Below are 16,252 nucleotides of genomic sequence, written 5' to 3' on the forward strand. Positions count from 1 at the left end.
GCTGGTCCGCGCCGACGCTGCGTCGATGCGCGCGCAGGCGGGTCGTTCTCGATCGGCGGAATCGCCGCGGACAAGCGCATGCGTCATGCCCCATGTCAAGATTCCGTCCGCGCGCGACGCTTCCGGGTTTCGCCCGCGCCGCGGATCGGTCTAAAGGATGGCCATGCATACGATCACCACCACCGCCGAATTGTCCGAAGCCTGTTCGCGGCTCGCCGCCGCCGAATTCGTCACCGTGGACACCGAATTCATCCGCGAGACCACCTTCTGGCCCGAGCTCTGCCTCATCCAGATGGCGTCGGACGATCTGGCCGTGCTGGTCGATCCGCTGGCGGACGGCCTCGACCTGGCGCCCTTCTTCGATCTGATGCGCGACGAGCGCATCGTGAAGGTCTTCCACGCCGCCCGGCAGGACGTCGAGATCATTCACAAGCTCGGCAACATCATCCCGGTGCCGCTGTTCGACACCCAGGTCGCCGCCATGGTCTGCGGCTTCGGCGAGTCGATCGCCTACGACCAGCTCGTGGCGCGCACCACCGACGGCCGCATCGACAAGACCTCGCGCTTCACCGACTGGCGCCGGCGTCCGCTGAGCGACCAGCAGCTCGCCTACGCACTGGCCGACGTCACTTATCTGCGCGACGTCTACCGCTTCCTCTCCGCACAGCTCTCCGAAAAGGGTCGCACGCGCTGGGTGGACGAGGAGATGGCGGTCCTCACCGATCCGGCGACCTACGATCTGCATCCCGACGACGCCTGGCGGCGCCTGAAGCTGCGGGTGCGCAAGCCGATCGAGCTGCAGATCCTCAAGGAAGTCGCCGCTTGGCGCGAGCGCGAGGCGCGCGAGGCCGACAAGCCGCGCGGCCGCATCCTCAAGGACGACGCGATCTACGAGATCGCCCAGCAGGCCCCGACCGACGAACAGTCGCTGTCGCGGCTGCGAACGATCCCGCGGGGCTTCGAGCGCAGCAATGCTGGCCGCGAGATCGTCGCCGCCGTGCAGCGTGCGCAGGCCGTGCCGCGCGCCGACCTGCCGTCGATTCCGCGCCCGCCGCAGCTCCCCGAGGGCACGGCGGCAGCCGTTGAGTTCCTCAAGGTGCTGCTGAAGATCGTCGTCGAGGAGAACGGCGTCGCCGCCAAGATGATCGCCTCGGGCGACGACCTAGAGAAGCTCGCCTGGAAGGGCGAGGAGGCCCCGATCGCCGCGATGGATGGCTGGCGCCGCGAAATCTTCGGCGACCGCGCGCTGAACCTTCTGAAGGGCGAAACCGCCCTCGTCTATCGCAACCGCAAGGTGGAGATCGTCGCGCTCTGACGCGGCGATCGGGCCCTCAGCGCACTTCCATGCGCAGGGTCTTCTCCACGACCTTGGCAAATTGCTGCAGGCGCCCTTCCGGGCGCTCGCCGACGAGATCGGCCAGATGCTGCGGGATCACCAGCGTGAAGCCGCCGCGCGGGTCTTGCGCCCATTTGATCTGGTCGAGGACGCCGGGCATCGAGGCGGTCAAGAGATAGGCCACCCGGAACAGCGAGCCGAGAATGCGCGCCCGGCGCATCAGGCGGTCGTCCACGAGCCGTTCGATCTCCGGCAGGTGCACCTGCTCGAAGCTGCCTTCGTGGCGATAGTAATTGGTCAGTCCGAGATAGACGCGCCCGCGATGGTCGACCGCCGGGAACGCGGCATGGGCGATGATCGAGAGCGACTGCTTGCCGCGATAGTCGGGATGCGCCCGCCAGCCGATATCGGCGAGAAGGCAGGCGGCCTGCCGCAGCCGTTCCTCCGCCGGCGTCTCGTCGATGCCGAAGGCCTCGAAGGTGCGCCGGCTCCACTCCACCAGCTCCCGGGCATGATCGGGCGAGCGCGAGCGCAGGATCGACAATTCGCGGGCCGATTCCAGCAGCGGGTCCTTCGCCCGCTCTTCCGGCGACAGCAGCGAGTGCAGATAGCCCTCGCGTACCCCCAGCGCCGACAGGACGATCTTCGACGGCTTCAGGTGCCGGATGATGCTCTTCAGCGTCACCGCGCCATAGGCCAGCAACGGCCGGCGCGACTTGGAGACCGCGCCAATGCCCGGCAGCTTGTCGGCCGGCGTGCGTACGACCATGTCGAGGAAACCGTCGATGCCGGCGGCGTCGATCTCGTAGCCATGCATCACATGCAGGGGATATTTCTCCTGCTCCATGTGCAGCTTGGCGAGATTGCGCCAGGTGCCGCCGACGGCGAAGAACGGCCGCCCCTCGCCCTTGCCGGCCAGAGCGCAGGCCGACAGATGACTCTCGGCCACCGCCTGGGCGCGCGTCAGATCGCCTTCCGACAAGTCGCGCAGTCGCAGCCCGCCCAACGGCAGGGTCAGCCCGCCCTGGAAGCCGCCTGCGTCGATGTCCACCAGTTCCAGGCTGCCGCCGCCGAGATCGCCGCCGATCCCGCTCGGATTGTGGAACCCCGACAAGACGCCCTCGGCCGCGTAGCGGGCCTCGTCCTCGCCCGACAGGATGACGATCTCGCAGCCGATGGCAGCTTCCGCCGCCGCGATGAAATCCGGCCCGTTCTGGGCCTCGCGGGCGGCGGCCGTCGCGATGGGATGGATCTCGCGCACATTGGCCTGCGCGGCGAGCCGGCGAAAGCGCGACAGCGCGGCGAGCGCACTGTCGATGGCCTTCGGGTCGAGCCGGTTGGTCCGCGCCAGCCCCTTGCCGAGACCGCTCAGGACCTTCTCGTTGAAGAGCACCGTCAGCGAGCGGCAATTGCCTTCGTAGATGACCAGGCGAACCGAGTTCGACCCGATATCGACGACCGCGACCGGCTGACGGTCCTGCAGCCGTCCCTGCGCGATCGGCTCAGTCGAACCGGGAATGTTCTGCCCGTTGTCTTGCAATGAGTTTTGGAGCATCCGTCTTCAGTGCTTTACCGCGCCCCGACAGACTCGGATTTGTCATGAAATAGCGTTGGGCATTGAACGGCTGTTCGCCCGGCGAGGGTACGATATGGCGCGATGTACCGTCCGCGGCTACCGACCAGCTCTGCTGATTGTCCAGAATGTTGCCCAGCATGATCTGGGACAGGATCTGACTGTGGACCGTCGGCGTGGAAATCGGCACCAGCGTCTCGACCCGCCGGTCGAGATTGCGCGGCATCATGTCGGCCGAGCCCAGATACACGATCGCGCCCTCCGAGGGCAGCCCCTGGCCGTTGCCGAAGCAGAAAATGCGGCTGTGCTCGAGGAAACGGCCAACGATGGATTTCACCCGGATGTTGTCGGACAGGCCGGTGACCCGCGGGCGCAGGCAGCAGATGCCGCGCACGATGAGGTCGATCTCCACGCCCACCTGGCTGGCGCGGTACAGGGCGTCGATGATCGCCGGATCGACCAGCGAGTTCATCTTCATCCAGATCTGGCCAGGCCGCCCCGCCTTGGCATGCTCGGCCTCGGCGCGGATCAGGTCGACGATCCGGTTGCGCATCGTCAGCGGCGAGATCGCCAGCTTCTTGACCTCGGTCGGCTCGGCGTAGCCGGTGATGTAGTTGAACACGAGCTGCACGTCGTGGGCGATCGCCGGGTCCGCCGTGAAGTAGGACAGGTCGGTGTAGATGCGCGCGGTGATCGGGTGGTAGTTGCCCGTGCCGATATGGACGAAGTTGACGAGCTTGCCCTCTTCGCGCCGCACCACCAGCGACAGCTTGGCGTGGGTCTTCTTCTCGATGAAGCCGAACACCACCTGCACACCGGCCCGTTCCAGGTCGCGCGCCCAGCGGATGTTGGCCTCCTCGTCGAAGCGGGCCTTCAGCTCGACCAGCGCCGTCACCGACTTGCCGGATTCCGCCGCGTCGATGAGCGCCCGCACGATCGGGGAATCGTTCGAGGTCCGGTAGAGCGTCTGCTTGATGGCGATGACATTGGGGTCCTGCGCCGCCTGGCGCAGGAACTGCACCACCACGTCGAAGGATTCATACGGGTGGTGGACGATGATGTCCTTCTCACGGATCGCCGCGAAACAGTCCCCATTGTGTTCGCGGATGCGCTCGGGAAAGCGCGGGATGTAAGGCGTGAACTTCAGATCGTCGCGCGGCAGCTTGCAGAGCTGCGACACCGAATCGAGCGCCAGCATGCCGTCGAGCACCGAGACGCGGGAATCGGGGACCTCGAGTTCGTTGGCGACGAAGTTGCGCAGCGATTCCGGCATCACCGAATCGAACTCGATGCGGATCACCGAGCCGCGCCGGCGGCGCTTCAGCGCGCTTTCGAACAGCCGCACCAGATCCTCGGCCTCTTCCTCGACCTCGATATCGGAGTCGCGGATGATCCGGAACGTGCCGGCGCCGCTGACCCGGTAGCCGGGGAACAGCTTGCCGATGAACAGGGCGACGACGCTCTCCAGCGGCACGAAGCGCGTCATGCCCGCCGCGTTCGGCTCCATCTGGATGAAGCGCTGCAGCGCCACGGGCAGCCGCAACAGGGCGTTCATCTTCTGCGAATCGCGCTCGCGCACCAGCGCCAGCGCGATCGAGAAGCCGAGATTGGGGATGAACGGGAACGGATGCGCCGGATCGACCGACAGCGGCGTCAGCACCGGGAAGATCGTCTCGTTGAAATGGTTCTCCAGCCAGGCGCGGTCCTCGCGCTTGAGATCGCCGGCGCCGACGATCTGGATGCGCTCCTCGCGCAGCGTCTTCACCAGCTCGGCGAGCGAGGCCTGCTGCTCTTCCTGCAGATTGTGAACGTCGACCAGGATCTGGTTGAGCTGTTCCTGCGGCGTCAGCCCGTCGATGCTGCGCACCGAGATCTTCTCGCGCACCTGACCGGCGAGGCCGGCGACCCGGACCATGAAGAACTCGTCGAGATTGTCGGCCGAGATCGACAGGAAGCGCACGCGCTCCAGGAGCGGATGCGCCGGATTGAGCGATTCCTCCAGAACCCGGCGATTGAACTGCAGCCAGGAAATCTCGCGGTTGACGAAGCGGTCGGCCGGCAGCTCGGTCTCGGCCGCCAGGTTCTGCGCCGCCGTGCGCGCCTCGACCTCGGCCGTCGGGGCCTCGAGGATGACCGAGGCCTCACTGACCCGTGTGTCGGTCGACGCGGCGGCCGGGGCGCCCTCCTCCGGCCTGCGCGGACCAGAGCCGGCATCCGCCGGCTTCACGCCGTCGGCGGCCCGCTGCTCTGTCGGCGCGGACTTGGCCGGGGCCTTCGCAGGCCTGCGGCGGATCGGCGTGCGCGCCAGATCCTTCGCCTCACCGTTGCCGGGCGCGTTGTTTTCAGCGGGCGCCGCCGCAGCGGATGCCCTGGTATTGCTGCGCGGGGTCGCCGTACGGCGCCGCGGTGCGCGCGGCTTGCGTTCCGGTCGGGGCGGTGTGGTGTCGTCCATGCAAACTCCTCCGTCGCCGCCGGTTAGCGGCCGGATGCGACAGTCGCATGACGCATCGCGGTGGTGCCGCGGTCAAGCACCCGTTTGATCAATCGCGTGCCGATCCGCTCGCGCGTCGCCAGCGCCTCCCGGTCGATCTCCGCCACCAGGAAACCCGCCGCATCCAGCGAGCGCTCCATGCGCTGCACGAGATAGTTGACCGCCCTCGGCGACACGGCGATCTGGCGATCGGCGAAGAGCTTGATCAACACGCCGGTCAGCAGCGCGTCGTCGGGCGCGCCGAGCTCGGCGATGGTCGCTGCGGCGAGGCGCGAGCGCAGATCGGCCGTCGCGACATTCATTGCCTGCGGCATCACCCGCGAGGTCAACAAAAGGCTGCCGCCGCCCAGCCGCGCCGCATTGACGAGGCCGAACAGTTCGGCCTCGGACAGGGCCGTCCGGTCGGCATCGTCCACCACCACGCGAAAATCGTCGGCCGCAAGGCTCGCCTCGGTCGCGTCGGGCCGGGCCACCGTCGCTCCTGCCCGTTCGCTCCACGCATTGGCAAGATGGGTCTTGCCCGATCCCGGCGGCCCGACGATCAGAAGCACCGAATGCCGCCAATGCGGCCAGGAATCGATCGCCTCCACGGCAAGCCGGTTCGACGGCGACATGATCAGGTCCTCGCGGGCGAGCGAGGCCGCATGCGGCAGTTCGAGCGGGATCTGGGTCGGCATCGCGATCGCGTCCTACTCGCCCGCCTCGCCGCGCGGCACGGTGCCGACGGCGGGCGGCGCCGATTGCGTCTCGATCTGGACGGCGGGCTGCTGCGGCTGCGTACGGCCGTAATACATTTCGCTCTGCAGATATTGCGACAGGGCAAAACGCACCAGCACCCCGACCGCCGCGGCGGCCGGCACGGCAATCAGCAGGCCGACGAAGCCGAACAGGGCGCCGAAGGCAAACAGGGCGAACATCAGCCAGACCGGATGCAGGCCGACCGACGCTCCGACCAGCTTGGGCTGCAGGATGTTGCCCTCGAAGAACTGGCCGACGAAGAACACCACCGCGACCATCAGGATCGAGACCCAGTCCGGCCAGAACTGCACCAGCGCCACGCCCAGCGCGAGGATCAGGCCGATCGCCGAGCCGACATAGGGAATGAACGAGATCAACCCGGCGAACAGGCCGATCAGCAGCCCGAAATTCAGTCCCGTCAGGGTCAGGCCGACGCCATAGATCGTGCCGAGGATCAGGCAGACGCTGCCCTGCCCGCGCACGAAGCCGGCCACCGACCGATCGATCTCCCGCGCCAGCCGCCGGACCGTGTCGACATGCTGGCGCGGCGTCCAGGCGTCGATCTTGTCGACCATCCGGTCCCAGTCGAGCAACAGATAAAAGGCGACCACCGGCGCGACGATGAACAGCGAGACGAAATTGACGACGGCGAGCGACGACGACCACAGGCCGCCGAGGAAGGTCGTGACGATGCCGGTGCCTTCGCTGGCGAACTGGGCGAAGTCCTGCTTGAAGTTCATCTCCTCCCCGGTGAACAGGAAGGCCAGCGGCCCGCTGCGGGCCGAGACCGCGATCGCCTGCAGGCGATCGAGATAATCGGGGATGCGCTCGACGAAGCTGGCGATCTGCGAACCGACCACCGGCACGACGACGAGGATCGCCGCGGCGAAGAACAGGACGAACAGGATCAGGATGACGATGGTCGCCATCAGCCGCGAGAAGCCGCGCCGCTCGAACCAGTCGGCGACCGGATCGAGGAAATAGGCGATCACCATGCCGACCAGGAACGGCAGGAGGATTCCGGAGAACACCCACAGCAGGAGAATGGAGACCAGCGCCGCCACGCTCCAGAACAGGACCTGCCGCCGGATGAGCGCGCTTCGATCGGTCATTGGGGGTCGCCTCTGCGGTCGGACGGATCGTCGTTGGGGTTCATGTGTCGAAGCCAATCAACGAGATAGGCGGCGGCCGACACACCGGTCAAGACCACGGTGACCGCCACCAGAAATTCGATTTCGGCGGCCAGCGACAGGCCGAAGGCCGGCTCGCCGAGGGCCACGCCGGCCAGCACGATCTGCGACACGGTATTGAGCTTGGAGACGAGCAGCGGCCGCACCGTGACCGGCCGCCCCATGACGTAGGACAGGAGCACCGCGGCAACGATCAGGAGGTCGCGGCTGACCACGGCGATCGCCAGCCAGCCCGGCAAGCGGTCGAGCAGCGCCAGGCCGACGAAGACCGAGACCAGCAGCACCTTGTCGGCAATGGGGTCGAGATAGAGGCCGAGTTCGGATTGCTGGTTCCAGCGCCGGGCGATCACGCCGTCGACCGCGTCGGAGAGGCCGGCCACGACGAAGATCGCGAAGGCCAGCGTCCAGTCGCGTTCGATCAGTGCCCAGATCAGCACCGGCACGCCGCAAAGCCGGGCAATCGTGATGATGTTCGGCAGGGTCAGCGGGTGCCCGGGGTCGTGTTTTGGTCCGTCGCCGGTCATTGTCGTACCATGGCGACAATCCTTAGCATTGGAAGCCGGGTCTTGCTCACAGCCGGCGATCATGTCAACTCGACCAAAACGGTGCGGGGACCATGGCCGAAACGACTCCACTGACCTATCGCGACGCGGGCGTCGACATCGACGCGGGCAACGATCTCGTGCAACGCATCAAGCCGCATGTGCGCTCCACAGCGCGGCGCGGTGCCGATGGCGAGATCGGCGGGTTTGGCGGCCTGTTCGACCTGAAGGCCGCCGGCTTTGACGATCCGCTGCTGGTCGCTGCCAATGACGGCGTCGGGACCAAGCTGCGGATCGCCATCGAGACCGGGCTGCACGACACGATCGGCGTCGACCTCGTCGCCATGTGCGTCAACGATCTCGTCGTGCAGGGCGCCGAACCGCTCTTCTTCCTCGACTATTACGCCACCGGAAAGCTCGATCCGAGCGAGGGCGAGGCCATCGTCAAGGGCATTGCCGAGGGCTGCCGGCAGGCCGGCTGCGCGCTGATCGGCGGCGAGACCGCCGAGATGCCGGGGCTCTACGCCGACAAGGACTACGATCTGGCCGGCTTTGCCGTCGGCGCGGTCGAGCGCGACCGCCTCCTGCCGGCCGGCAATATCGAGTCCGGCGACATGATCCTCGGCCTCACCTCGTCGGGCGTCCATTCCAACGGCTACTCGCTGGTCCGCCGCATCGTCGAGCGCTCCGGTAGCGGCTATTCCGACCCGGCGCCCTTCGATGCCGATCGCAGCCTCGGAGAAACGCTGATCGCGCCGACCCGCATCTATGTGAAGCCGCTGCTCGCCGCCTTCGCCGAAACCCGCGGCATCAAGGCCCTCGCCCACATCACCGGCGGCGGCTTCGTGGAAAACATTCCGCGCGTCCTGCCCGACACGATGCGCGCCGACATCGACCTCTTCGCGGTTCCCGTGCCGCCAGTCTTCGGCTGGCTCGCCCAGGCGGGCGGCGTCGCCGAGGCCGAGATGCTGCGCACCTTCAACTGCGGCATCGGGATGATCGTGGTGGTCTCCGATGCGGACGCCGCGGCCGTCAGCGCCATCCTCCAGAGCGCCGGCGAGACGGTCGTGCCGCTCGGCCGCATCCGCCCGCGCCAGGACGCCGCGGTGACCTTCAACGGCGCACTGGCGCTGGCATGAACGCGGTGCGGCGCAAGAAGATCGCGGTCCTCATTTCGGGCCGCGGCTCGAACATGAGTGCGCTGATCGCCGCCTGCATGGACCCGGGCTACCCCGGCCAGATCGCCGGCGTCGTGTCGAACCGGCCGGACGCGCCCGGGCTCGACACCGCGCGGCGCTACGACATCCCGGCCGTCGCCATCGACCAGACCGCCTATGCGGACCGCGCCGCCCACGAGGCGGCGCTGATCCGGGCACTCGACGAGATGGCGCCGGACGTGGTGTGCCTCGCCGGCTACATGCGACTGCTGTCGGCGGATTTCGTGCGACGCTTCGAGGGCCGGCTGATCAACATCCACCCGTCCCTGCTTCCCCTGTTTCCCGGCCTCGACACCCACAAGCGCGCCATCAATGCCGGCATGCGTATCCATGGCTGCACGGTGCACTTCGTCACCGACCGCATGGACGAGGGTCCGATCATCGCCCAGGCGGCCATCGCCCTCGTGCCCGGCGACACGCCGGAGACCGTCGCCGAGCGGCTGTTGCGGGCCGAGCACCGGCTCTACCCGCACGCACTGAGGCTCGTTCTGGACGGCGCGGTGCGCATGTCCAACGGACGCGCCATCGTCAAGCCGGCGCCGCCGGTGGAGGACGAGACCATGCGCCTCGGCGACGGCGACCCGATCCTCGTGTCGCCGGATGCCCGCCGCAACGGTTGATCCGTCGCGACGCAACGCCGTGCCGATGACGGCCTGACCCGGCTTGCGCCGGGGCATGCCCGTTGCGATCGACGCTCCGCGGTGCCATATGCGCCGTGAAGGACGACCTTCCTTTCCTCCCATCATATCGCCGGGACGACCCGGCACAGGACAAGCAGGGTCGCCATGCGCTCAACTCCCGACCGTATCCGTCACGCCGTCAGCTTCGAGATCGTCGGGCTGGCCCTCGTCACCCCGGCCGGGGCATGGCTCTTCCACGTGCCGTTCGCCGACATCGGCGTCGTCACGGTCATCGGCGCGACCATCGCGACGCTGTGGAACTACGTCTACAATCTGGGCTTCGACCATCTGATGCAGCGCGTGCGGGGCACGACCCGCAAGACACCGCTGATCCGGGTCGTCCACGCGATCGTGTTCGAGGCCTGCCTGCTCGCCTTCCTGCTGCCGGTGATCGCGCTCTATCTGGAGATCGGCATCGTTCAGGCGTTCCTGATGGATGCGAGCTTCGCGGCGTTCTATGCGGTCTACGCCTTCGCCTTCAACTGGGCCTATGACCGGATCTTCCCGCTTCCTGAATGGCGGGAGGCGGCGGCCGAAGGCTGAGAGCCGCGGACCGCGCGTCGGACCATTCGCCCGCGGATCGTCCGTGCGACCGCGAGGCGGAATTGCCCCGGCACATCCGTCAGTCCCGACTATTCTCTGAGTTCCCGCCGCGCGACGACGGCCTGAGCATACGGCTGGCCTCGCAGTTCACGCCTTGGGCCGCGCGGCCTTCGCTATGCGCCGTTACAAATATTGCTTAGGCAGGAACACTTCGGCTCACCGCTCGGTAGCAAGAATGTGATCGCCGCTTTACTTTTCTTTTCGGTCTTACGCCTTAGCGCACAGCTCGGAATTCGAGTGATTTATTTCCTCATCACACATCAGTGATGAATTTCCAGATCGCGAATACACAGGTGTGGCAGAGCGGGCATAGCGAACCAAGTACAACGCCGCATAAGCATGGACATCAACAAATGAGGAATTCCATGCGCACCTACCTTCTCTCGATCCTGACCGCCTCCACCGCCCTGACCTTCGCAACCTACGCCCAGGCCGCCGACGTGATCTACGAAGAGCCGATGGCTCCGGCGCCGATGGAGATCAGCCCGGTCGCGTCCGGCTGGACCGGCATCTATCTCGGCGTCCAGGGCGGCGGCGCGTTCAACCCGCAGGATCCCGACAATGTCGACCTGCGCACCAACGGCTTCGCCTTCGGCGGTTCGGCCGTGCAGACCGCCTTCGGCTCGAACTTCGACTCGAATGTCGACTCCAGCTTCCTCGGCGGCGCGCATATCGGTTACGACTACCAGATGGACAGCGTCGTCTTCGGTGTCCTCGCCGACATCAACGCCATCGACATCACCCGCTCGTCCAACGCCGATTCCTCCACGCCGGCCTATTACCGGACCGACCGCGAGCTGAACTATCTGGGCACCGTGCGCGCCCGCGTCGGTTACCTCGTGACCCCGGGCGCCCTCGCCTATGTCACCGGTGGTCTGGCCTATGGTGACGTCGACTATTCGTTCTCGACGAACTCCCCGGCCGTGACCGGCGCGACGCCGGCCGTCGTCTCCGAGGACGAGGACAGCTTCGGCTACACCGTCGGCGGCGGCATGGAAGTGAAGTTCACCGACAACATGTCCTTCGGTGCCGAGTATCTCTACACCAACCTCGGTGGTTCGGGTTACACGCGCCTGAACGGCGGCCCGTTCGCCGGTGGCGTCGGTGGCTCGACCGATTTCGCCGTCGACGACGATTTCGACTTCCACACCGTGACCGCCAAGGTCTCCTACAAGTTCAACTGATCCCGGCGGACCGTCCGGTCCGTACGAACAGGAAAGCCGGCGCTCTTCGCGCCGGCTTTTTTGTGTCCAGATGAAACTGGGTGGCATCGAGAACGCAAGTATGGTCTGTATTTTCAGCGCGTTACCGGCATGAACGGACTCTGATTCAGAACCTCAGCTTCACTGCCCAAGCCACTGAAGACGGCGCGAGACTCTGGCCTCGACGCCGCGCGCCTACCCGGCCGGCTATGCCCGGGCGGTCCGCAGCCAGACCCGGTTGTCGTGGAACGCCGCGCCGCCGAAGGGGGCGACGGGATCGGCTCCGGTCAGGACGTTGATGCCCTCGCCGTCGAGAAAGTCCGTATTGGCCCACAGGCCCTCGTGGATCAGCACCCCGGGTTTGACCGTATCGCTGACCTTGACCGGCAGCCGGACGCTGCCGCGGCTGTTGCCGATGGTGACGATCTCGCCGTCCCCAAGGCTCTCGCGCAGCGCATCCTCGGGATGGACGAGCAGCTCCGGCGCCCCCTCGCGCGAACGCGATCCGCGGGTTTCCGCGAAGGTCGAGTTGAGGAACTGCCGCGCCGGCGACGTCGCCAGCCGGTAGGGATGCGCCTCGTCCACCGTTTCGATCAGCGCGACGTGGTCAGGAAACTCCGGCAGACCGGCAACCGGCCCCTGCGGGCCCATGCTGTCCGGCGGCCGGTTCGGCGCCTGCCCCCCGGTCCAGTCCGGGCTGAAGCGGAACCTGCCGTCCGGCCAGGCGAAGCCGTTCAGGAAATGCGCCTGCTTGAAAGGTGGCTGCCGGTCGATCCAGCGCTCGCGCTGCAGGCCGTCGAACCCCTCCGTATCGCCCGCGGCCTTCAGCATGTTGTCGATCAGCGTCCTCTCGTCGAGGCCGAAGCCCGGATGATCGGCGACGCCGAGGCGCTTGGCCAGTTCCTCGATGACGAAATGATTGGTGCGCACCGTCTCCGGCGGATCGACCAGCTTGGGGCCGAGAACGATGTGGTTCTGCCCGCCGCCGCGATAGATGTCGTCATGCTCCAGGAACATCGTCGCCGGCAGCACCAGATCGGCGATCTGCGCCGTGTCGGTCATGAACTGCTCGTGGACGCAGGTGAACAGGTCCTCCCGCAGCAGCCCCTGCCGCACCAGCCGCTGCTCGGGGCAGACATTGGCCGGATTGGTGTTCTGGATCAGCATGGCCGCGACCGGCGGACCGCCGGCGAGCGCGTCGGCGTCGCCGGTCAGGACGGCGCCGATGCGTGACTGGTCGAGATAGCGGATCGACGGGTCGCGATCGGCTGCCCCCATGATCTCGGACTTGTCGAGGCCGAAGATGTCGGAATTGGAGTGGAACGCCCCGCCCCCTTCGTGGCGCCAATGGCCGTAGACCGCAGGCACCGACATGGCGGCGTGCATCGCCACCGCGCCGTTGCGCTGGCGGGTGAACCCGTAGCCGAGGCGGAAATAGCTGCGCGGCGTCCGGCCGACCAGCGCGGCGAAGGCTTCGATGTCGGCGACGTCGAGTCCGGTGATCGCGGCCGCCCATTCCGGCGTCCGGGTGGCCAGATGCGCCTCCAGCCCGGCGGGATCGTCGGTGTAGCGGGCGAGATAGTCCCGGTCCGCCGTGCCGTCTCGGAACGCGATGTGCATCAGCGCGCAGGCGAGCGCCGCGTCGGTCCCCGGCCGCAACTTCAGGGCCATGTCGGCCTGCTTCATCGTGGCGTTGTCATAGATGTCGATGACGACGATCTTCGCGCCGCGCTCCTTGCGGGCCCTGGCAGCGTGGGTCATCACATTGACCTGGGTGGCGACCGCATTGGTGCCCCAGATGACGATGCAATCCGATTTCGACAATTCGCGCGGATCGGCGCCGCGCATGGCGCCGGCACCGACGAACCAGCCGGTCCAGGCCATGTTGGTGCAGATCGAATCGAACTGGCCGGAATAGCGCTTGGCATGGCGCAGCCGGTGAATGCCGTCGCGTTGCACCAGCCCCATCGTGCCGGCATACTGGTAGGGCCAGACCGCCTCCGAGCCATGCCTCGCCTCGGCCTTCACGAACTGCTCGGCGACGAGGTCGAGCGCGTCGTCCCAGGCGATCTCGCGCCAGCCGCCCTCGCCCTTCGCACCGACCCGCTGCCGCGGTGTCATCAGCCGGTCGGGATGATGGATGCGCTCGGCATAGCGCGCGACCTTGGCGCAGATGACGCCGGCCGTATAGTCGTTCGCCGCCGCCCCGCGCACCCGGCCGATCGTCCGGTTTTCGAGGATTTCGACGTCGAGCGCACAGGTGGAGGGGCAATCATGCGGACAGGCGGAATGTCCGATGGCGACGGGAAGCGGTTTGTTCATGGCGCGACGATACCGCAAGAGCGGGTCGGGCCCCAATTCATTTTCACGATCAAGACCATCGTCCCCGGCGATCGGCTGTAGCCCGGACGCGAAGAAGGGCCGGACCCGACGGCCCGACCCTTCTCTTGTCCAGATTGGCTGCGTCGTGTTCGACTTCGACTACGCTGCCTTTGCCAGTCGCGAACGCTCGTCGTCGCTCAAGGCCGGGTAGTCGATGAACCCCTTCTCGTCGCCGCCATACATCGTCGCCTGGTCCCATTCGGCCAGCGGCGCGTCGAGCTTCAGCCGCTCGACGAGGTCCGGGTTGGAGATGAACGGCCGGCCGAAGCAGGCGAGATCGGTCTCGCCATTCGCCACGCGCTCGATCGCCATCGTGCGGTCATAGGCGTTGTTGCCCATGTAGAGACCGTCGAACTTGTCCTTCAGCGACCAGGCCTTGAACTCCTGCGGATCGCGGGCCCCGCCGGTCTCGCCCTCGACGACGTGGAGATAGACCAGCTTGCGCTTCGACAGCTCCTCGACATAGCGGGTGAACAGCGGCTCGGGATCGCTGTCGGTCAGGTCGTTGGCCGGGCTGACCGGCGAGATGCGGATGCCGACGCGCTCCGGACCCCAGACGCCGACCACGGCATCGACGACCTCGAGCGGGAAGCGGATGCGGTTCTCGATGGAGCCGCCATATTCGTCCGTGCGCTGGTTGGCGCCGTCCCGCAGGAACTGGTCGAGAAGATAGCCATTCGCCGAATGCACCTCGACGCCGTCGAAGCCGGCGGCCTTGGCGTTCTCGGCGGCCTTCACGTAGTCGGCGACGACACGCGGCAGCTCGTCCTTGTTGAGCGGCCGCGGCGCCGGAATGTCCTTGAAGCCGTCGACCGTGAAGGCCTTCATGTCAGGCTTCACCGCAGAAGGAGCCACCGGCAGCGCGCCGCCCGGCTGCAAATCGGGGTGCGAAATGCGGCCGACATGCCAGAGCTGCAGGAACATCTTGCCGCCCTTCGCGTGGACGGCATCGGTCACCTTCTTCCAGTCCGCCACCTGGCGGTCGGTGAAGATGCCCGGCGTATAGGCATAGCCGCGCGCTTCCGCCGAGATGTTCGTCGCCTCGGTGATGATCAGGCCGGCGCCGGCCCGCTGGCGGTAATATTCGACATGGATGTCGCGCAGATCACCCTCGTCGGTGGCGCGGCTGCGGGTCAGTGGCGCCATGACGACGCGATTGGCCAGATGGGTGGGGCCGAGATCGAGCGGCTCGAACAGTTTCTCGTCAGCCATTGCGGTGTCCTCTTCCGGATGCAAAGACGGCCGGCATGTGCCGGCGTTGCCGCGAGAGATGGGGACTTGCCGCAGCGCGGTAAGGCGGATGAACACTGCGTTCGCCAGCCGCGATCCGGCATCGCCCCACGCCGCTGGAGAGTGTTCGCGCGCGGGCACCTGCACCGAAGGAACACGACGCCCGATGAACTATCGCCACGCCTATCACGCGGGCAATTTCGCCGACGTGGTCAAGCACGCCCTGCTGACCCGGCTGATCGCCTATCTGAAGCGCAAGGAGAAGCCGTTCCGCGTCTTCGACACCCATGCGGGCCGCGGCAGCTATTCGCTCACATCCGACGAAGCGCAGCGGACCGGCGAGCATGCGGATGGCGTCGGCCGACTGGTCCAGGCCGCGGCCGACGTCATGGACGATCCGCTCCTGGCCGAATACTGCGAGGCGCTGGCTTCCGATCTCTCCGAAGACCGCTATCCCGGCTCGCCGCTCATCGCGCGGCGCCTGCTGCGGCCGCAGGACCGCCTCTCCGCCTATGAGCTGCATCCCGCCGATGCCGCGGCGCTGAAGACGCTCTTTGCCGGTGACGTCCAGACCAAGGCGATCGCCCTCGACGGCTGGCTGGCGCTCGGCTCCCATGTGCCGCCGAAGGAGAAGCGCGGCCTCGTCCTGATCGACCCGCCCTTCGAGCGCACCGACGAGGTCGACGCCATCGCTGAAGGACTTGCCAAGGCGCTGCAGCGCTGGGCCGGCGGCATCTATGCCGTCTGGTATCCGCTGAAGCGCCCGGCCCTGGTCGCGGCCCTGCACGAGCGTCTCGATGCCCTGCCTGTCAGCGAGCGCGTGACGGCGGAATTCTTCCGCGAGCCCTATTCGACCGACGAACGCTTCGTCGGCACCGGCCTGACCGTCATCAATCCGCCTTTCGTCTTCGCCGCCGAGGCCGAAAAGGTGCTGACGACCCTCGCGCCGCTGCTGGGAAGCGGCGCCGCGGCAACATTTTCGGTTTTTACGTCGTCGTCGCCGCGCCCGTGAGGTCGCCCGCAGTGATTTCGTGCTACCGAAACCCAAACGGATCCGACGTGGAAGGC

The 16,252-nt window shown here is 67.0% G+C and carries 13 protein-coding genes; 6 read left to right on the plus strand and 7 right to left on the minus strand.

Annotation, left to right across the window (positions count from 1 at the left end):
• Positions 1-163 precede the first annotated feature (163 nt).
• Positions 164-1,315 carry a ribonuclease D gene (gene rnd / locus H9Q09_RS15880; RefSeq protein WP_187391834.1) on the plus strand — a complete coding sequence of 384 codons (1,152 nt, stop codon included), beginning with the start codon at positions 164-166 and terminating at the stop codon, positions 1,313-1,315.
• Positions 1,316-1,331: 16 nt separating this feature from the next.
• On the opposite strand, the gene H9Q09_RS15885 is transcribed toward rnd, so the two are convergent.
• From H9Q09_RS15885 to H9Q09_RS15905, 5 genes are read right to left on the minus strand one after another with little or no spacing between them, the layout of a single operon-like run.
• Positions 1,332-2,876, minus strand: coding sequence for a Ppx/GppA phosphatase family protein (locus tag H9Q09_RS15885; RefSeq protein WP_246716178.1), 1,545 nt, complete (start codon positions 2,874-2,876; stop codon positions 1,332-1,334).
• Positions 2,839-5,361, minus strand: a complete 2,523-nt coding sequence (locus H9Q09_RS15890) for an RNA degradosome polyphosphate kinase (protein ID WP_187391836.1) — start codon at positions 5,359-5,361, stop codon at positions 2,839-2,841. Before H9Q09_RS15890 ends, H9Q09_RS15885 begins: the two co-directional genes overlap by 38 nt.
• A 23-nt stretch (positions 5,362-5,384) precedes the next feature.
• Entirely contained in the window at positions 5,385-6,077 is a 693-nt protein-coding gene (locus H9Q09_RS15895) for a DnaA/Hda family protein (protein ID WP_187391837.1), read from the minus strand.
• A gap of 12 nt (positions 6,078-6,089) precedes the next feature.
• Positions 6,090-7,250, minus strand: a complete 1,161-nt coding sequence (locus H9Q09_RS15900) for an AI-2E family transporter (protein WP_187391838.1) — start codon at positions 7,248-7,250, stop codon at positions 6,090-6,092.
• Positions 7,247-7,852, minus strand: a complete 606-nt coding sequence (locus H9Q09_RS15905; protein WP_187391839.1) for a CDP-alcohol phosphatidyltransferase family protein — start codon at positions 7,850-7,852, stop codon at positions 7,247-7,249. Before H9Q09_RS15905 ends, H9Q09_RS15900 begins: the two co-directional genes overlap by 4 nt.
• A gap of 92 nt (positions 7,853-7,944) precedes the next feature.
• Between H9Q09_RS15905 and purM the strand changes: the two genes are divergently transcribed.
• The 4 genes from purM (at position 7,945) to H9Q09_RS15925 (ending at position 11,554) form a co-directional block, all read left to right on the plus strand.
• Positions 7,945-9,009 carry a phosphoribosylformylglycinamidine cyclo-ligase gene (purM, locus tag H9Q09_RS15910; RefSeq protein ID WP_187391840.1) on the plus strand — a complete coding sequence of 355 codons (1,065 nt, stop codon included), beginning with the start codon at positions 7,945-7,947 and terminating at the stop codon, positions 9,007-9,009.
• The gene (gene purN, locus H9Q09_RS15915; protein WP_009209408.1) at positions 9,006-9,707 is read left to right on the plus strand and encodes a phosphoribosylglycinamide formyltransferase; all 702 of its coding nucleotides are present in this window, start codon (positions 9,006-9,008) and stop codon (positions 9,705-9,707) included. The genes purM and purN overlap by 4 nt, the downstream gene beginning before the upstream one ends.
• A gap of 165 nt (positions 9,708-9,872) precedes the next feature.
• Positions 9,873-10,310, plus strand: coding sequence for a PACE efflux transporter (locus tag H9Q09_RS15920; RefSeq protein WP_024350527.1), 438 nt, complete (start codon positions 9,873-9,875; stop codon positions 10,308-10,310).
• A 425-nt stretch (positions 10,311-10,735) separates the two neighbouring features.
• Entirely contained in the window at positions 10,736-11,554 is an 819-nt protein-coding gene (locus H9Q09_RS15925) for an outer membrane beta-barrel protein (protein WP_024350526.1), read from the plus strand.
• Positions 11,555-11,779: 225 nt separating this feature from the next.
• Here H9Q09_RS15925 and H9Q09_RS15930 read toward each other — a convergent pair whose 3' ends face one another.
• Positions 11,780-13,894 (minus strand): molybdopterin oxidoreductase family protein, encoded by a 2,115-nt coding sequence (locus H9Q09_RS15930; protein ID WP_246716179.1) that lies wholly within the window; start codon positions 13,892-13,894, stop codon positions 11,780-11,782.
• Positions 13,895-14,053: 159 nt separating this feature from the next.
• Entirely contained in the window at positions 14,054-15,166 is a 1,113-nt protein-coding gene (locus H9Q09_RS15935) for an alkene reductase (RefSeq protein WP_187391842.1), read from the minus strand.
• 184 nt (positions 15,167-15,350) lie between these two features.
• On the opposite strand from H9Q09_RS15935, the gene rlmJ reads away from it, so the two are divergent.
• Entirely contained in the window at positions 15,351-16,196 is an 846-nt protein-coding gene (gene rlmJ / locus H9Q09_RS15940; RefSeq protein WP_187391843.1) for a 23S rRNA (adenine(2030)-N(6))-methyltransferase RlmJ, read from the plus strand.
• Positions 16,197-16,252 lie beyond the last annotated feature (56 nt).

This window comes from Aurantimonas sp. DM33-3, from assembly GCF_014334315.1.
Lineage (GTDB): Bacteria > Pseudomonadota > Alphaproteobacteria > Rhizobiales > Rhizobiaceae > Aurantimonas > Aurantimonas coralicida.

Coding starts and splice junctions, on each gene's coding strand:
- H9Q09_RS15935 (WP_187391842.1), bottom strand. CDS start 15,166: ATGGCTGACGAGAAACTGTTCGAGCCGCTCGATCTCGGCCCCACCCAT.
- H9Q09_RS15890 (WP_187391836.1), bottom strand. CDS start 5,361: ATGGACGACACCACACCGCCCCGACCGGAACGCAAGCCGCGCGCACCG.
- purN (WP_009209408.1), top strand. CDS start 9,006: ATGAACGCGGTGCGGCGCAAGAAGATCGCGGTCCTCATTTCGGGCCGC.
- H9Q09_RS15925 (WP_024350526.1), top strand. CDS start 10,736: ATGCGCACCTACCTTCTCTCGATCCTGACCGCCTCCACCGCCCTGACC.
- H9Q09_RS15905 (WP_187391839.1), bottom strand. CDS start 7,852: ATGACCGGCGACGGACCAAAACACGACCCCGGGCACCCGCTGACCCTG.
- purM (WP_187391840.1), top strand. CDS start 7,945: ATGGCCGAAACGACTCCACTGACCTATCGCGACGCGGGCGTCGACATC.
- rnd (WP_187391834.1), top strand. CDS start 164: ATGCATACGATCACCACCACCGCCGAATTGTCCGAAGCCTGTTCGCGG.
- H9Q09_RS15920 (WP_024350527.1), top strand. CDS start 9,873: ATGCGCTCAACTCCCGACCGTATCCGTCACGCCGTCAGCTTCGAGATC.
- H9Q09_RS15895 (WP_187391837.1), bottom strand. CDS start 6,077: ATGCCGACCCAGATCCCGCTCGAACTGCCGCATGCGGCCTCGCTCGCC.
- H9Q09_RS15900 (WP_187391838.1), bottom strand. CDS start 7,250: ATGACCGATCGAAGCGCGCTCATCCGGCGGCAGGTCCTGTTCTGGAGC.
- rlmJ (WP_187391843.1), top strand. CDS start 15,351: ATGAACTATCGCCACGCCTATCACGCGGGCAATTTCGCCGACGTGGTC.
- H9Q09_RS15930 (WP_246716179.1), bottom strand. CDS start 13,894: ATGAACAAACCGCTTCCCGTCGCCATCGGACATTCCGCCTGTCCGCAT.